The organism is Marinobacter sp. G5_S1_61_S3, from assembly GCF_054968585.1.
The window spans coordinates 269,610-284,890 of sequence record NZ_JBQKUK010000002.1 but is presented as its reverse complement, the minus strand read 5'-3'; the positions used below and the strand labels follow the sequence as shown (position 1 = coordinate 284,890).

At 57.9% G+C, this 15,281-nt stretch carries 13 protein-coding genes; all 13 read right to left on the bottom strand.

The window, feature by feature from the left end:
- Positions 1-15 precede the first annotated feature (15 nt).
- Complete coding sequence (locus ACTRWH_RS02795; protein WP_462825856.1) at positions 16-828, bottom strand: hypothetical protein; 813 nt, start codon at positions 826-828, stop codon at positions 16-18.
- Positions 828-1,283: a YcfL family putative periplasmic lipoprotein gene (locus ACTRWH_RS02790; protein WP_075194681.1), complete on the bottom strand. Its 456-nt coding sequence runs from the start codon at positions 1,281-1,283 to the stop codon at positions 828-830. Before ACTRWH_RS02790 ends, ACTRWH_RS02795 begins: the two co-directional genes overlap by 1 nt.
- On the bottom strand, positions 1,280-2,524 hold the full coding sequence (locus tag ACTRWH_RS02785) for a COG3014 family protein (RefSeq protein WP_462825855.1): 1,245 nt from the start codon (positions 2,522-2,524) through the stop codon (positions 1,280-1,282). Before ACTRWH_RS02785 ends, ACTRWH_RS02790 begins: the two co-directional genes overlap by 4 nt.
- A complete protein-coding gene (locus tag ACTRWH_RS02780; RefSeq protein ID WP_075194683.1) occupies positions 2,508-3,149 on the bottom strand; it encodes a penicillin-binding protein activator LpoB in 642 nt (213 codons plus the stop codon). Before ACTRWH_RS02780 ends, ACTRWH_RS02785 begins: the two co-directional genes overlap by 17 nt.
- Positions 3,150-3,167: 18 nt before the next feature.
- Positions 3,168-4,403: a carboxyl-terminal protease-like protein gene (locus ACTRWH_RS02775; protein ID WP_462825854.1), complete on the bottom strand. Its 1,236-nt coding sequence runs from the start codon at positions 4,401-4,403 to the stop codon at positions 3,168-3,170.
- Between the two features lie 590 nt (positions 4,404-4,993).
- Positions 4,994-5,197: a hypothetical protein gene (locus ACTRWH_RS02770; RefSeq protein ID WP_085678484.1), complete on the bottom strand. Its 204-nt coding sequence runs from the start codon at positions 5,195-5,197 to the stop codon at positions 4,994-4,996.
- 67 nt (positions 5,198-5,264) lie between these two features.
- Entirely contained in the window at positions 5,265-7,253 is a 1,989-nt protein-coding gene (locus tag ACTRWH_RS02765) for a VacB/RNase II family 3'-5' exoribonuclease (protein WP_462825853.1), read from the bottom strand.
- A gap of 75 nt (positions 7,254-7,328) precedes the next feature.
- A complete protein-coding gene (locus ACTRWH_RS02760; RefSeq protein ID WP_379866000.1) occupies positions 7,329-9,047 on the bottom strand; it encodes a sensor domain-containing diguanylate cyclase in 1,719 nt (572 codons plus the stop codon).
- A 74-nt stretch (positions 9,048-9,121) separates the two neighbouring features.
- Positions 9,122-9,571, bottom strand: coding sequence for a DUF411 domain-containing protein (locus ACTRWH_RS02755; protein WP_199448360.1), 450 nt, complete (start codon positions 9,569-9,571; stop codon positions 9,122-9,124).
- Positions 9,572-9,696: 125 nt separating this feature from the next.
- The gene (locus tag ACTRWH_RS02750; protein WP_462825852.1) at positions 9,697-11,961 is read right to left on the bottom strand and encodes a heavy metal translocating P-type ATPase; all 2,265 of its coding nucleotides are present in this window, start codon (positions 11,959-11,961) and stop codon (positions 9,697-9,699) included.
- A 6-nt stretch (positions 11,962-11,967) separates the two neighbouring features.
- Positions 11,968-12,399 (bottom strand): MerR family transcriptional regulator, encoded by a 432-nt coding sequence (locus ACTRWH_RS02745; protein WP_036212011.1) that lies wholly within the window; start codon positions 12,397-12,399, stop codon positions 11,968-11,970.
- A 229-nt stretch (positions 12,400-12,628) separates the two neighbouring features.
- On the bottom strand, positions 12,629-12,946 hold the full coding sequence (locus tag ACTRWH_RS02740) for a hypothetical protein (protein ID WP_462825851.1): 318 nt from the start codon (positions 12,944-12,946) through the stop codon (positions 12,629-12,631).
- 58 nt (positions 12,947-13,004) lie between these two features.
- Positions 13,005-15,266 carry an EAL domain-containing protein gene (locus ACTRWH_RS02735; protein WP_462825850.1) on the bottom strand — a complete coding sequence of 754 codons (2,262 nt, stop codon included), beginning with the start codon at positions 15,264-15,266 and terminating at the stop codon, positions 13,005-13,007.
- Positions 15,267-15,281 lie beyond the last annotated feature (15 nt).

The following is a 15,281-nucleotide window of genomic DNA, read 5'->3' as shown; positions in this document are numbered from 1 at the left end:
GTCGGGTATTGATCGTTAGCGGGCAACGCTTGCCAGGGTCTGGAGTGCGAGCTCCCCTCCGATTTCATCCAGCGTGACGGAGTGCTCCATTTTCTGGAAACCATGGTCAGTTGCTTTCCATTGACGAGCCTTGTCCTTCTCGGGAGGGACACCGTTGGAACTCAACATGGCGCGAATCGAACCGTTGTGAACGTCCAGTACTTCAATTTCGAACCGGTCATCGGCGATTCGGCGGAATACCAATAGCATGTCAGCGTGTTCACCCAGTGCTCGCATCTCGAGACGGCGTTGATCTGGCGACAGGCGTGAGAAATCGCCGGTTTCCAGGGCATTGTCGGTGATGCGCATGATCGCATTTCGGTCCACCACGGTGACGCCGGCTTCTGTCAGTTGGCTGACCAGGCCGCTCTGCAGTTCAAAGGCGGGGCTTGCCGGGCCAGTCGTTCGGTTCGAGCGGTACTCTCCCTGCGCAGCGATCTGGCTTTGCCCCTGCAGGTCGACGTTGCCGTCCGGAACGTTGCCTTTCAGCGAGCCCCGAGCGGATACTACGCCCCGGGTGCTACTGCGCCAGTCACTAACCTGATCGTCAAACGCCCGGTTCCAGAACACGGCCACTCTGGGCATGTTGCCGTCAAACGCTGCGCGGAAACGATCGAGTATCGCCCCCTCACTTTCCAGCCGTTGGGGGGCCGAGCGCTCATTTTGTAGATCGCTATCGGTCAACGGCTTCTGGGCCGGCGCCATCATCGGTGCCGCTTCATGACTCTGGCTGGCGGCCAGGCTGAAGCCCGGTACGAGCGCACAGAATACAATGGCGAGATGTTTCATCAGTTCAGCTCCCGTACTTCCACGCGGTACTGCAGAGGCTGCGCGGTGGTAGACAGTTCGCGGTAAGTAGAGAGGCTGTTGGCAGGTACGGTGGTTCGTTGCCAGGTAGGCTTCACATCAGTCGGTACGCCATCCTGATCGAAGAACTGGGTTCGGGCTTCAACCTGATAGTCATAATCGGTGTGGTTACGCAGGACTGCGTATACCTCGGTTGTGCCCGTCGCGGTTGCACGCTGGCCATGCTGAACCACCGACAACCGATAGCGCTCACCGTCGCCGAACAGGCCGCCAGACCAGGTGCGCTTCAGATTATAGTCGCTGAATACCACGGAATTCATGGTGACTGGCGCCGTGCGCTCAGTCAGATCGGTGCTGTCAGAGGGCAGGCTGGTACAGCCCACCAGCAGACCGAGCCCCATGGTTGCTGCGGTCAATGTTTTAACGAGAGGGTTCATTGAGTTTCTCCTGGATTCGGGCGACGGGAGGTGGCAAAGGCCAGGCCCGCCCCGCGACCATCAAAATGGAATGAGGTTGAGTCCGTGAGTCCTGGGATAGGCTGATCGTACTGATCGAGGAAGCGAACGACGACTGGCTCCCCCTCGGCAGCGGTCACCGGTATGACATGAATGGTGTCTGGCAGTCCGGCCCAATAGCGTATGTCGGCACGGGTATTGGCGGAGGCTGAAAGACCATCTGCGGCCACGCTGATCAGGCTCACAGCAGCGAAACCGGCACCCAGTGCACCACCGGCCGCGGCACTGGCACCCGCCAGTATGCTGTCCTGACTGACCGTGCTCAGGGTCGAGCCGACGGCTCGGGTATTTTCCTTGAACTGGATCTGACCTTCCACGATACGGTCGATGGCGCGTCCACCCCGGGTTGAGGCCTGGAAAAAGACATCTTCCATGGGGTAAACCGACGACCATTCTTCGCCATTCCGGACTTCGGCGCCAACATCCCGGAAGTTCTTGCCCCGTCGATACACCAACTGATAGTGACCAACGCCGTCACCAAGTTTGCGGGGCGATTTACCGGTTTCGACAATCAGCAGAGCATTGTCGTTGGCCCCGGGAATGGGGGCATCTGGCCGGTAAAGCTTGAGCTCTTCAAAATGCTCTGCGGCCAGTTGGTCACTGCCCATTTGCTGTGCGGACCAGCCAGCAAGGTATAACAGCAGTGCGAAATCCGTGCTGTTCTGTTCTTCCTCTGCAAAGGCATCCTGCAACAGGCCGGCCAGAAAACTGGCGCGGGCGTTGCCATAGTCGCCGTCTTCCAGGTAGATCAGGCCGAGGTAAAAATACACCATGGCCCGTTCGTAGGGTTCGCCTTTGAAGTCTTTCTCCGCTTCCTCGTACCAGATGCTTCGTGCCTTTCTGGCGGCCTCGGAATCGGCATAGACATTCTCGATCTCAAGCCGGGCCTGGGTCAGCGTGTTCTTCGCCTCGTCCCGATAGCCGGCCCGGTAGGCTTTGACCCCGATTTCCATCAGGTTCAGCACCTTGTTGCGAGGACCCTCTTCAAACAGGTTCTGGAAGTCAGCACGCAGAGCGGCAGGCTTGCTGTTGATCAGGCTTTGTTCGGCAGGTGCAAGCGTGGCCCGGTCATAGACCTTGGGGCCAGACGCGCAGCCAGCGATCGCGCCGGCAAGAATTGTGGCCAGCGCAGGCTTTAACAATCGCTTATCGATAGACCACATTGTCCTTGGCCGCCTTTCTCATTTCATAGAGTCCGCTCCACACGATGGTGCCCAGTTCAAGATCGACCATTTCGAAGCTGATCTGGCTGTAGCGGGATTGGGTTCCGGTGTCGCGGTCGATGGCGTCCAGCGACGTGATACGGCCACCCATGCGGAAATCGGCACCGGCCTGCGCGGCAGTCTGGCGGATCGTACCGCCGTCGACGGCGCCGTCACGCTTCAGGTCGCGCTCTTTCTGGACCATGTCGGAGAAGTGGCGACCCACAAAAACCATGCGGCCGTTGGCGGCTCGATTCAGTTCGATGCGCAGGCGGTCGGTGAGCATGTTGGTGTTGACCACCGAGGTGCTCTCGTTCTTGATGTACTCGTTGTCGATGATAATGCGAGGCGGTGTAGAGCGACCGGTCAGCATCGGGTTGGCCAGCATATCCCGCATCATCTGGTCGGTGACGGCAACAACGTCCTGGCTTTCGATACCAACGCCGCCAACTCGGCCAGTGCTGGAAACATCTTCGTAGACCGTGGGTTTACCTTTGACGTTCTCGATGTTTCCGGCGCATCCGGACAGAACCAGAGTCGCCGTTGCCAGGGCGCAAGCCGTTGTGAGTGCAGTTTTTCTAAGCATTCCATTCTCCATTTGATGTTAGCGGACTTGCGCGAGGGTCTCGGCCAGTTCGGGATAGATCTGTCGGGTGGCATCCATGGCATCAGCAAAGTTGCCGGTATGGCCGTATTTTGCCTTCAGATAGCGAGCCATGGACGATATATCGTCAAAGCTGCGGTCGGAAGTGCTGCGAATAGCTTCCCAGCCGCCGGACGCGCTGATAGCGGTTTCACGGCCAATGCTCTTGCCGACTTCGGCGCCAACAGTACCGCCCAGGAACCCCCCAACAAACGGCACCTGTTCGAGAGCTTTTTCACCCAGATACGCACCGGCTGCTGCACCGACGCCGGTGCCAACGGTTGACCCGATGTTGGCGTTAATGGCGGAGTTGACCCACTCGGCCAGCACGTCGTCGCTGGTGTAGGGGCTCATGTATTTGCCTTGATTGTCCTTGCGCACCAGTTGTTCGAGGAGCTCTTCCTGGGTTGGAATCCGGATGTTGCCGTTTTCGTCACGGAGTTTGCCGGTATTCGCCGCAGCCAATAACTGGGCCGATGGGGCCTCATTAGTCATGCGATCCACCAACCCCTCGGGGAGGCCAGCGTCCTTGAGCACTTGGTGGTGAGCCCGGGTCATTCCCGTGTAGTAGCCGGATTGAATGGGCTGATTTGGGTAGGCGTTGAGCATCTGCACCAGCAGTTGATCTGCGTCGACGCCCTGAGCCAATCTGGTTTCCAGGTCGATGCCACGTAGGCTATCAGGGCCGATCATCCACGCTTGATAGCGAACCGGCAGGAGATCGGTGTAACCGGGTATATTGCTGTTGGCAGCATGGTAAGCGAGGGTGTCGGTTTCAGGGGCTTGATCGATCAGCTGCAGGATGGCAGAAGGCCGGTAAACGGAGTTTGCGCCGGGGCCGGTTAGGTAGGCTGCAATTTCTTCGGTGGTTTGGGGATTAAACTGCTCGAATTCGGTGCGCTGCTGATCGATAGTGGCCAGAACGTTGTCCCTGTGATAGTCAGTAACGTAGGCTTCGGCGACGGATTTCTCTTCTTCCTTATCGCCCAGTGTACCCAGAAACATCATCGGCGTCGGGAAGTAAACAGAGAAATAGCCGTCGATAGAGTAATTGACACGGCTTTCCAACAGCGTTTCTCCCTGCCAGGTCAGAGAGAAGATGTCTGCATAAGGTGTTTCGTCCTTGATGGGGACCAGCGTCAGCGTCAAGATGTAGCCAAGAAAGCTCAAACCATTTAAATCGGGTGTTCCGGCCATTTCAGTTGTGCGGGTTACGACAACCTCAGGGACATCAGCGGATTCCGGAACCAGCCAATCAGGACGTTCGTCTCCGACAACGGTGAAGGGGACTGTCCCGGTGCTATAGGATGACGAGGTGGGGGCACTCACACTGTCGGGATCAAATCTGTAGGTTTGGCAGCCCGTAAGCAGGGTTGCCAGAGACAGGCCAAGGAGTGATACGCCTGCCCGTTTGATCGAGGACCGTTTTACCTTTGAGGTGGAACGAGAAGGACTTAATGTCATCCCTGATACCTTATATGTGTTGATTTAAAGGTGGTGTCGATAACAACGACACTCTGTTAACAGGGTAACTGTATAAACAATTTTTAATGCCAGTGTTAGGCTCGGAAAGTCGCGAGGCAGGGGATCGAGTTAGAAATACGTCGCGGAAAACAAAGAGTCCGTTGCGTAAGCTATTAAAGCATAAGCCTCTTTTTGGAAAAGAGGCATGAAATATATAGAAATGCAAAAATTTGCAAGATAATGTTAGCCCGCCTTGAAGGAAGGTGGTTGGCGGGATCAGTGACAGGCCAAGGACGAACGCTTATGAAGATGCTCGGACAGAACTAATTGCTATCCTCGTCTTCGATTTCGTCCGGGTGCTCTTTCTTGTAGCGCTCCCACTCTTCCCAGTCATGGGGTGTGCCAGCATGAGGGCGCTTCAAGTGCTTTGCGTGCTCCATCGCATTGTGGCGCAGGCTGTGGTCGCGCTCCTCTTCTTCCTCTTCGAAGCCGTACTTCTTCAGGAACTCGGTTGGGCTGATAGGCATCCGGATTCACCTCCGTAACGAATAAGTGCCCGCTTATTCACTAAGATGGCGCTCCGGAGCCGGATTTTCAAGCCTCGTCGGTGTTCGCGGGCTCGCGGCCTTCAGTCGGCGCATCCACCAGATTGAACTGGATCTGCTTTCTTTCGTCGTCGACGCCGGAGAAGGTCACAGTCACGGGTTGTTCCAACTGGAACGTACGGCCGTTCTTGTTGTGAACCAAGCGCAACGTAACGGGATCGAAGCTGAACTTACCTTCAAGTGTCTTGCAGCTCACGAACCCTTCCAGGCCGTTGGCCTCCAGCCGTACAAAGAACCCAGCAGGCGTTGTGCGGCTGATCACGCCAGTCATCGAGTCCTCGCCAAGGGTTTTCGCAAAATCGCTCTTGAGCCAGTTTTCAAGGCTGTTGGCTGCTTGGCGGGCGCGGATCTGGGTCTGTTGCAGTTCGGCCAGTTGGTCATCGTTGAGCTCGTTCAGCGATTCCTGCCACAGGATCGACTTGATCAGTCGATGCACGTGGAAGTCGCTGAACTTGCGAAGTGGCGACGTGAACGTGGTATAGGCGGCCAGCCCCATGCCCTGGTGGGGGGCCGGCGTGAACGACAGCTCGGCGCGGGCAAGCTGGCGGGAAATAATGGCTTTGACAGGAACCTCTGCGTCCAGCCCGTCGGTCTGCTTCATCAGGTCTCGGAAGCCTGCGGCGCTGGTGGCGTCGATATCGGCGAGCTGTGGGGCATAGCCTTCCAGCAAGGCGCGGACGTTGTCGGTGCGGTCGTCCCGCAAACCGGGATGCTGGATAAACAGCCCCTTGTCACGTTGCCCCAGGAAGTCGGCCGCGCAGCGGTTGGCGGCGATCATGCATTCTTCCACCAGGCGATGGGCCTCGTTCTGAACGGAGGGCTCGATCAGCCGTATCCGGCGATTCTCGTCCAGGCGCAGCCGGAATTCGGGGCGGTCACCGTTCACCAGTGCGTGCTCGTTTCGCCATTTGCGAAGAGCGGTGGCGATCTGGTGGAGCTGGTCGAGGCTGTTGGAAACGGTATCCGGAAGCGCCTTGATATCGTCGTCTTCCCGGCCTTCGATCAGGTTGGAGACCAGTTCATAGCTGAGTTTGCCGTGGGAGCGAATCACTGCCTGATGAAATTGATAGTCGCCGAGGCTGCCATCGTTGTTCACCTGAAGGTCGCAGACCAGTGCCAGGCGCTTGGTGTCCGGCATTAACGAACACAGGCGGGTACTGAGGGTATCCGGCAGCATGGGTAGTGGTTCGCCGGGAAAATAGATGGCGGTGGCGCGGCGAAAGGCCTCCTGCTCGGCAGGGCTGCCCGGCTCGATAACAGCCGTCGGGTCAGCAATGGCAATGGACAGTTTCCAGCCAGTGGCGTTGGGCTCTGCCAGCAGGGCATCGTCCATGTCCTGGGTGCCGGGGCTGTCGATGGTCACATAGGGCTGGTCGGTGCGATCGTCCCGGCCTTCGCTTTTTGCGTCAACGGTTGATTCATCCAGCGCACTGGCCTGTTTCTGCACGGCGTCGGGCCAGGTGTCTGGCAGGTGGAAGGTGGCAACGGTGAGAGCGCGCTCGATGCCGGTATCACCGGCTTTGCCGAGGACCTTCAGGATCTTTGCCTGGCCTTTGCCATCCTTGATCGGATGTTTGTGAATCTGGCAGTAGATGTAATCGTCGGGCTCGGCACCCTGGCGTTCTTTCGGCGGTATGAAGATCCAGCGGTTGATGCCGGGGGTTTCCGGCACCACGAAGTGGCCTTTACCTTTCACCAGGTAGCGACCAACGAACGTGTCCAGACTGGTGTCCAGAAGCTCGTCGATCATGCCCTGGGTCTTGCCCTTGTCGCCCTCTTCCTCGGTGATCTTGACGCGGTCACCGGGCAGCACTTTCTGCATTTCTTCCGGTGGCAGGAAGACGTCTCGCCCCTCATCCAGCGCAACAAAGCCGAAACGCCCATTGGTGGCTTTGACGGTACCCGGAAAGACAACCTTGTTTTCCTCGATATTGGTTTTCAGCTGGCGCAACTGGCTGAGGGCGTCGGCATTGAGCATGAACAGAACCTGGCTGGATAAAATTTGAGTGTCGCTGCGGAGTATACCGGTTATGGCGGTATGAGTCAGACCATGTTACGCGGGGTTAATTTCCTGGCCTGATCCATCCGTGATAAGCACTTTGTTCCGCCCCTGCTGTTTCACACGGTAAAGCGCCTGATCGGCCTGTCGCAGAATGGTGTCAACGTCGTCACCGGGTTGGCAGAGGTACCCGCCCACGCTAACGGTCACCGGCGTGCCGGTGCGAATGCTGTCCCTTTCGATGGTTTCGCGTATCCGCGCGGCAATCTGGCACAGCGTATCTTCATCGCAGGGCGAGAGCACCACCACGAATTCGTCGCCGCCCCAGCGGCCGGGGTGGTCGTAGGGCCGCACGCCGGCCTTGAGCCACAGTGCCACGCGGCAGAGAATGTCGTCACCGGCCTGATGGCCAAGCTCGTCGTTGATGGCCTTGAAGTGGTCAATGTCCAGCCAGATCAGACCAAAGCCCGTGTTCTGTCGTTTTGCCCGCTGTATTTCTTCATCCAGGGCTTCGTCCAGACCACGGCGGTTCTTCAGCCCGGTAAGGGCGTCAACACGCGCCAGCCTGTTCAGCTCGTCAGTACGTTGCGCAACCTTCCGTTCCAGTTCGCGGGTTGAATGCTCGAGGGTGTCGGTCATTGTCTCGAAATGACTGGCAAGCCGGCCGATCTCGTTGTCCGGTTTTTCCAGGTGCGGAAGCGCAAAGCTGCCACCCCGAACCTTCTCAACCGCGCTCTCAAGGCTGACGAGGGGTTTGAGGATGCGCGAACGGATGATCAGATGGAACAGGATCAGGGTGACCAGCAAACTGGTCAGGAACACGGCAACCAGAGGCCATAGGTAACTGCGGGGCAGGAGCGTTTCAAGATCCAGCAGGGTGATCTCGAACCAGCCGATGGCAGGCAGGAAGGCCACTCCAGCCAGGTGTTTTCGGCCGTCCACGGTCACAAAGCTGCTCTCCACGGCACCGGTGGCGCCGCCCCGGTTTTTCAGAAGTTGCAGCATGCCGAGCACCTTCTGCTTGTCTTCCGGGTTATCAAACAGCAGGTCGACGGTGCTTTTCTGGCCCTCGGGTTTGATGATGCTGGCAAAGTCGATGTAGTTGCGGTCGCGGTAGAGCTGTATCGCGCCGTTGTAGTCCACGAACAGGGTGGTGATCCCCTCCTGGTCAATATCCACGATATCCTGCAGGAACGCGTCCAGGTCCAGGCCGGTACCGACCATGCCGACGATACGATCTTCCTCATCCCGCATTAGCACGTCGATCCAGAGCTTGGTCACACCGAGCTCGGTATCGGGATTTACGTTCAGATGAAAGTTGCGGCCTTCCTCAATCAGTTGGAAAAACCAGGCATCTTCGGGTTTTTCGGGGTCCAGGATGTAGCGGAACTGATCATTCGCAAATTCGTTGTTGGCATTGTTGTAGTAGTAGCGGCGGGAATCACGGAGGGCGACGAAATAACTGTTATCGCGGAAATTGCTTCGGAAGCTTTCCATTTCGCGGATGGCGTCGCTTTGTAACGCCTTATCTTCCGGTGAGGTAGCCCAGTTGACCAGCGTGGATGAGTCGGCCATCTGGCGGGCGAGCCCGATTTCCCGTTCCAGGGATTGCAGCAGGCGGGCGCTGTCATAGCGCACCTGTATTTCGGCAACCTGCTGCCCCCAGCGCTCGATGATGTCGTCTGAAAGCTCACGATACGCGAGCCAGGAGGCGACTGAGGCGATGATCATCAGAGCCGCTGCCAGGCCCAGTAGTCGGGTTTTCAGGCTCAAAAGCTTTCCTTATGCACAGTCTGGATCTATCTGGAAGGTATGATAGAGCAGGCATGGCAAAGTGTGTAGGAAAACTAGTTGTGTTCTGCGAAGACTTTGGTCTGGCCGCTGTCGTTGAACATCAACACCTGATAGTGGTCCTTGCGATCCCCCACTTCCATGCCGGGTGAGCCAGCCGGCATGCCGGGCACCGACAGACCCTTTGCTTTCGGGGCCTGGGCGATCAACCGGTGAATGTCGTTGGCGGGCACATGACCTTCAATCACATAGTCGCCAACAAACGCGGTGTGGCAACTGGCGAGTGACGGTGTCAGGCCGGCGTCGATCTTTATCGGGTTCAAGTCATTGGTTTCAGTGACTTCCACCTTGAAACCGTTTTCCTTCAGGTGGTCCACCCAATCCGTGCAGCAGCCGCAGGTCGGTGACTTGTAGACATGGATGTCTTTCAGCCCGTCTTCGGCCTGTAACTGACCGTTCAAGCCGACGGTTGCGACGAGGCCAAGGGCCAACAGTTGTTTTTTCATGATGTTACCTCAATGATGATGGCTGTGATCGTGGTTTGGTTCTCCGTCGCCAGAGGGTGACAACCAGAACCACCAGACGATGGCGGCCATCAGGATCAGTCCTCCGGCATTGACCAGAAGTGTGTTCATTGGTTCCCCTCCTTGCCTGCGTTACTGGTGGTTTTGAACAGTCGCAGCCGGTTGGCGTTGGTGACGACCGTGACCGAGGACAGCGACATCGCGGCGCCGGCCAGTATCGGGCTCATCAGAATCCCCCACAGTGGGTAAAGCAGTCCGGCCGCGACGGGTATGCCCAACGAATTGTAGGCAAAGGCGCCGAACAGGTTCTGATGGATGTTGCGTACCGTGGCCCGGGATATCTCAATGGCGTCGGCAACGCCGTGGAGAGAGCCCCGCATCAGCGTAATACCGGCGCTTTCAATGGCGACATCGGTGCCGGTGCCAATGGCAAAGCCAACGTCCGCCGCTGCAAGGGCAGGCGCATCGTTGATGCCGTCGCCTACCATTGCCACGGTATAACCTTTGCCCCGCATCTCGCTGACGATGGTGGCCTTGTCTTCCGGCAGAACTTCAGCGCGGTAATCGTCGATCCCGGTTTTCTCGGCAATGGCCCTGGCGGTGCCGTCGACGTCGCCGGTCACCATCATCACCCGGATGCCTGCGTCGTGCAGTCGCCGTATGGCGGCTTCCGAATCCTGTTTCACCGCATCGGCAACGCCGACCACTCCCAGCGCCTGATTGCCCAGGGCCAGGAACAGTGGGGTTCCGGCCTCGGCGGTGATGGCATTGGCCTCCTCCTGCAGTTCGGCCAGATCAATGTTCTCGCTCTCCAGCCAGCGGCGGTTGCCCAGGCGCGCGGTTTGTCCATCCAGCTCGCCCTGCACGCCTTTGCCGTTGAGGGCTTCGAAGCGGGTGACATTGTCCGGCGTTGCCCCTTGGTCCTTCGCCTTCGCCATAATGGCTTCGGCCAACGGGTGCTCCGAGTGTTGTTCCAGACCGGCGGCCAGGGCCAGCAACCTGCCGGTATCGCCGTTGGTGGCATGAAAACGGGTGACGGCCGGGTGACCCTCGGTAATAGTGCCAGTCTTGTCCAGGATCACCAGATCCAGCTTGCCGGCCGTCTGCAGGGCGTCCCCCTGGCGAATCAGTGCGCCGTATTCGGCGGCCTTTCCGACGCCCACCATCACTGACATAGGCGTGGCAAGCCCAAGGGCACAGGGGCAGGCGATGATCAGAACTGTTGTCGCGGCCACCATCATGTGAACCACGGCCGGTTCCGGCCCGACGTTGTACCAGACCAGTGCCGATACCACGGCAATCAGCATCACGCTGGGTACGAAAATCGAGGAAATCCTGTCTGCCAGGCGGCCGATAGCGGGCTTGGAGCCCTGAGCCTTTTTCACCAAACGGATGATTTGTGCGAGGGCGGTTTCGCTGCCGACGCGGGTGGCCTTGTAGATAATGGAGCCATGGGTGTTGATGGTGCCGGCGGACACTTCGTCGCCCTCGCCCTTGCTGACAGGCATGGGCTCGCCGGTGAGCATGCTTTCATCAACGCGGGTGCTGCCTTCGGTAATCTCCCCGTCCACCGGGAGTTTTTCACCCGGACGAACGCGGATATGATCACCCGCCCGAACCTGTTCCACCGGCAGATCTTGCTCCTCGCCATCACGGATTACGCGGGCGGTTTTGGCGCGCAGGTCCAACAGCCGGCGCACGGCTTCCGAGGTCTTGCCCTTGGCGCGAAGCTCCAGTGCCTGCCCCAGATTGATCAGGCCGATAATCATCGCCGACGCCTCAAAATACACGTGCCGTGCCATTTCCGGCAGTGCATCCGGGATGCTGGCTACCGTCATGGAATAGACCCAGGCAGTGCCGGTCCCCAAGGCGATCAGCGTATCCATGTTGGCATTGTGGTGCCGGAACGCTTTCCACGCGCCGGAGAAAAAGTGACCACCGGTGACGGTCATGACGCCCAGGGTGACCACGCCAAGGGTCAGCCAGATCAGTTGGTTCTCGCTGGTCACCATCATGGTGCCGAAACCCATGCCCCAGATCATCAGGCCGAGACCGAGTCCCAGACTGACAGCCATCTTCACCAGCAGGGTCTTGTACTGCTTACGATCCTCCTCCTGCTTGCGGTCGTCCGCCGCGTCAGGGTCTTCGATTTGGCTGGCTCCATAGCCGGAGCTTTCCACCGCCCTGATCAGAGCCTGAGGGTCCGCATGCCCGGTTGCTGTGGCAGTTCGGTCAGCCAGGTTCATGTGAGCGCCGGTGATGCCGTCCACCGACTTCAGGGCGCTCTCAATCGTATTCACGCAGGAGGCACAGTTGGCGCCGGTAACGGCCAGTTGAATCTGGCCGTCGTTCAAATCGGTTTTCTCATTCATCGAGCCTTACTCCTTCCAACCGTCGTCCGGCAGGGATTCATCCCAATGTTCAATCAGCCTGCAAATCGTGTGTCCGTCCGGTGTGCCGTCCGGCATATCCTGCCAGGCGGACAGCGCGGCGGTCATACGACTACGCAGTTGCTGTAACTCGGCAATCTCACGCTCCACTTCCACCAGCCGCTGCTGGAACACGTCCCGCACCATGGGGCAGGGCGAATGATGATCATCTGCCTGCTCCAGAATCTGTCGTATTTCCGGCAGTGAGAACCCGAGCTGCCGGGCTTTGCGGGCAAATCGTAACCGCCGCAGGTCTTCGGAATCGTATTGCTGGTAGTTGTTGTCCGGGTTCCGCGTGGGCTTCAGCAACCCCTCACGGGTATAAAACCGAACGGTGTCCGGGTTAACCCCGGCGCCAATAGCGATCTCTTTGACTTTCATAACGTTGCCGGCCATCCCGAACGTCGAACAAGTGAGTGGAAGGTATCTGTTTCCAAAACTGTGCGGAGCCATGGATGGCGGAGCCCAAGCGTCACATGGATGTGCCGCAGGAGCGTGTTTTGGAAACAGATACCTTTCAATCACGAACAGGCACCCAATGTCGGGTACCACCAGGCATTGCATTAGGAATAGACTAAAACCTATGAGCTACTCACAGGTCAAAGGTTTTTCAGGAAGAGTTTTTAGAGCGCAGGAAAGTGCCACAGGCTTTGCACTGGTCCGGGGCCATCAGCTTGGCCTGCCAGCCAATCTTCTGCTCACAGGCGGGACATGCAAGACGCAGTTGCAGAATGATAATGGGGGTAACTAAAGCGGCAATCAGAAGTCCCAGCGGCCCCCAGCTGTCGCCACTGGACAGCCCGAGCTGGCTACTGAAGACCAGAACAATGACCAGCGAGAAGAACGCGAAAATAAAGTAACGCTTGTTCCAGGCTTCCCACCGTCGCAGACGGACATCCTGTTCCGCCGTCAGATACTTTGAACTCATGAGGCCACACCTTGAAAATGAATACGGCAATAGTGGTGAATTGCGGCACTCATTTCAATCAGCTACCAACCGGCGTGTCGATATCCAGCAAACCAGCAGTCAGCGCTCGCTCCAGTTCACCTGCCGGAATCGGGCGGCTGATCAGGTAACCCTGAATCAGATCGCAGCGGTGATTCTTGAGGAAAGTCAGCTGCTCATGGGTTTCCACGCCCTCCGCCACCACCTGGATGCCCAGGTTATGGGCCAGGTTAATCACCGCGCGGGTAATCACTGCGTCGTCGTGGCGCTCGGTAACGTCGGTAATGAAGGAGCGGTCGATCTTCAGCAGGTCCACTGGGAAATCCCGCAGGTAACCCAGCGAAGAGTAACCCACGCCGAAGTCATCAATGGCCAGGTGCACGCCCAGCTTGTGTAGCTTGGTCAGCTGGTTCAGGTTGTGCTCGATATTCTGGATGAAGATCTCTTCGGTCAGCTCCACCTCCAGCCGGCTCGCGGGAACGCCATTGCTTTCCAGCGCTTCCTGGATATGGTCGACAATGCTTTCGTCATCCAGTTCGCGCCCAGAGAGATTCACCGCAATGCGCAGATGGGAGTAGGGGCCTTTCTGCCATTTCGCCAGTTGCCGACAGGCGGCCATGACCACCCAGCGACCAATGTCGGTAATGCGGCCGCTTTCCTCCGCCAGGGGAATGAAGTCCACTGGTGGCAACAGGCCACGGCGAGGATGCTGCCAGCGTATCAAAGCCTCCACGCTGTTGATGGACGAGTCGTTGAGATCCAGTTGCGGTTGGAAATAGAGCACGAACTCGTCGTTGGCCAGCGCGTGGTTAAGATCCTTGTCCAATTCCAGGCGCATGACCTCCCGGTCCTGCATGCCCTCGGTGTAGAACTGATAGGTGTTGCGGCCCTGTTCCTTGGCGCGGTAGAGCGCCACATCGGCATTGCGCAGCAAGGTATCGGCATCCAGGCCGCTTTGAGGATAGACAGCCACGCCCATAGTGGCAGTGATACTATGTTCCTCACCCTGCACGGCAAACGGCTCTTCAAAGCATTGCTTGATCTGGCCCAGCAGATTGATTACATCATCAATGTTTTCAACATGCTGCTGGCACACCATGAACTCATCGCCGCCGGAATAGGCCACCATCACTTTTTCGTCGCTCAGGGCATTCAGGCGTTCAGCGACTTTGATGAGCAGTTCGTCGCCGAATTGATGGCCGAGAGAATCGTTGAGCGTTTGGAACCGGTCCAGGTCGATCATCACCAGCGCTGCCTGGCGCATCTGACGGTCGGCGATGCTTAGGGTGTGCGCCAAGTCTTCCATGAAAAAACGACGATTGGCGAGGCCGGTCAGCGCATCTGTGGTTTCCAGGCGAGCGAGATCTTTTTGCACCGCCTGACGTTGGCTGATTTCCGCATCCAGCTCCCGGCGGGTTTTCAGCAGTGCATGGTTGCGCTTGAGAGTCAGCTGCACCAGGAGTGTGGTAAGGCTGGTCAGCAGGCCCATGAACAGCATGACGATGAAGGTCACAAATGGCCAGCGGCTGCGTTGTTCCTCGACCCACGAGATGGAGGGGGTTACCGCCAGTGTCCAATCGAGTGTTGGCAGGTCAACATCCAGGGTGCGGGAGAACCTGGAGTCTGTTTCCATTGAATCGTTAAGCACATAGGCGGGTTCGCCTTTTTCCCGGATTTCGATGTGGAAGGAGGTCAGGGCGCGGTTGGAAAGCATGTAATTAGCCAGGGTTTCCATCCGGAACACGCCGGCAATAAAGCCGTTGTTGGCGTCACCGGTGGATATGGGCGCATAGATGACCATGCCCTTGCCGCCCTGCTTCAGATCAATGACGCCAGATATATCCAGATCACCGGTCATCTGTGCTTTCTGAAGCGAAGCACGCCGCTCCGGGGAGAAGGCCACATTGAAACCAATGGCGTCTTCGTTACCTTCGATCGGCACCATCCAGCGGATGACATAATCGCGGTCAATCCACTCGATCGCCTGGTAGACGCCAAAATCTGACAGGTATCGGCGGGCGTCTTGCTCCCAGATTTCTTTTGGCGTGTCCGGTAAGGCTTCAAATCGTTTCGCCATGCGGCTGATGGAGTTTGCGTGAACACGGAATTCCCGCTCCAGCCGCTTTGCCATGGAACTGGCCTCGCTGCCAAGATTGGACTGGATTTGGGTGTGGTCCTGTTTTTCGATGCCGTACTGCAAAACCAGGGCGATTCCCAGGAACACCAGGAAAATCAGTGCCGGAAACGCCGGGTTCAGCAATCCCCTCACGAACAGGGTTAGCGCCGATGCAGGTTTGTCCACAAAATGCTCCGGTTG

Bases quoted from the DNA above. Each gene is read 5' to 3' on its own strand.
- ACTRWH_RS02765 (WP_462825853.1), bottom strand. From the start codon at position 7,253: ATGCTCAATGCCGACGCCCTCAGCCAGTTGCGCCAGCTGAAAACCAAT.
- ACTRWH_RS02785 (WP_462825855.1), bottom strand. From the start codon at position 2,524: ATGTGGTCTATCGATAAGCGATTGTTAAAGCCTGCGCTGGCCACAATT.
- ACTRWH_RS02775 (WP_462825854.1), bottom strand. From the start codon at position 4,403: ATGGCCGGAACACCCGATTTAAATGGTTTGAGCTTTCTTGGCTACATC.
- ACTRWH_RS02770 (WP_085678484.1), bottom strand. From the start codon at position 5,197: ATGCCTATCAGCCCAACCGAGTTCCTGAAGAAGTACGGCTTCGAAGAG.
- ACTRWH_RS02750 (WP_462825852.1), bottom strand. From the start codon at position 11,961: ATGAATGAGAAAACCGATTTGAACGACGGCCAGATTCAACTGGCCGTT.
- ACTRWH_RS02740 (WP_462825851.1), bottom strand. From the start codon at position 12,946: ATGAGTTCAAAGTATCTGACGGCGGAACAGGATGTCCGTCTGCGACGG.
- ACTRWH_RS02780 (WP_075194683.1), bottom strand. From the start codon at position 3,149: ATGCTTAGAAAAACTGCACTCACAACGGCTTGCGCCCTGGCAACGGCG.
- ACTRWH_RS02745 (WP_036212011.1), bottom strand. From the start codon at position 12,399: ATGAAAGTCAAAGAGATCGCTATTGGCGCCGGGGTTAACCCGGACACC.
- ACTRWH_RS02795 (WP_462825856.1), bottom strand. From the start codon at position 828: ATGAAACATCTCGCCATTGTATTCTGTGCGCTCGTACCGGGCTTCAGC.
- ACTRWH_RS02755 (WP_199448360.1), bottom strand. From the start codon at position 9,571: ATGAAAAAACAACTGTTGGCCCTTGGCCTCGTCGCAACCGTCGGCTTG.
- ACTRWH_RS02790 (WP_075194681.1), bottom strand. From the start codon at position 1,283: ATGAACCCTCTCGTTAAAACATTGACCGCAGCAACCATGGGGCTCGGT.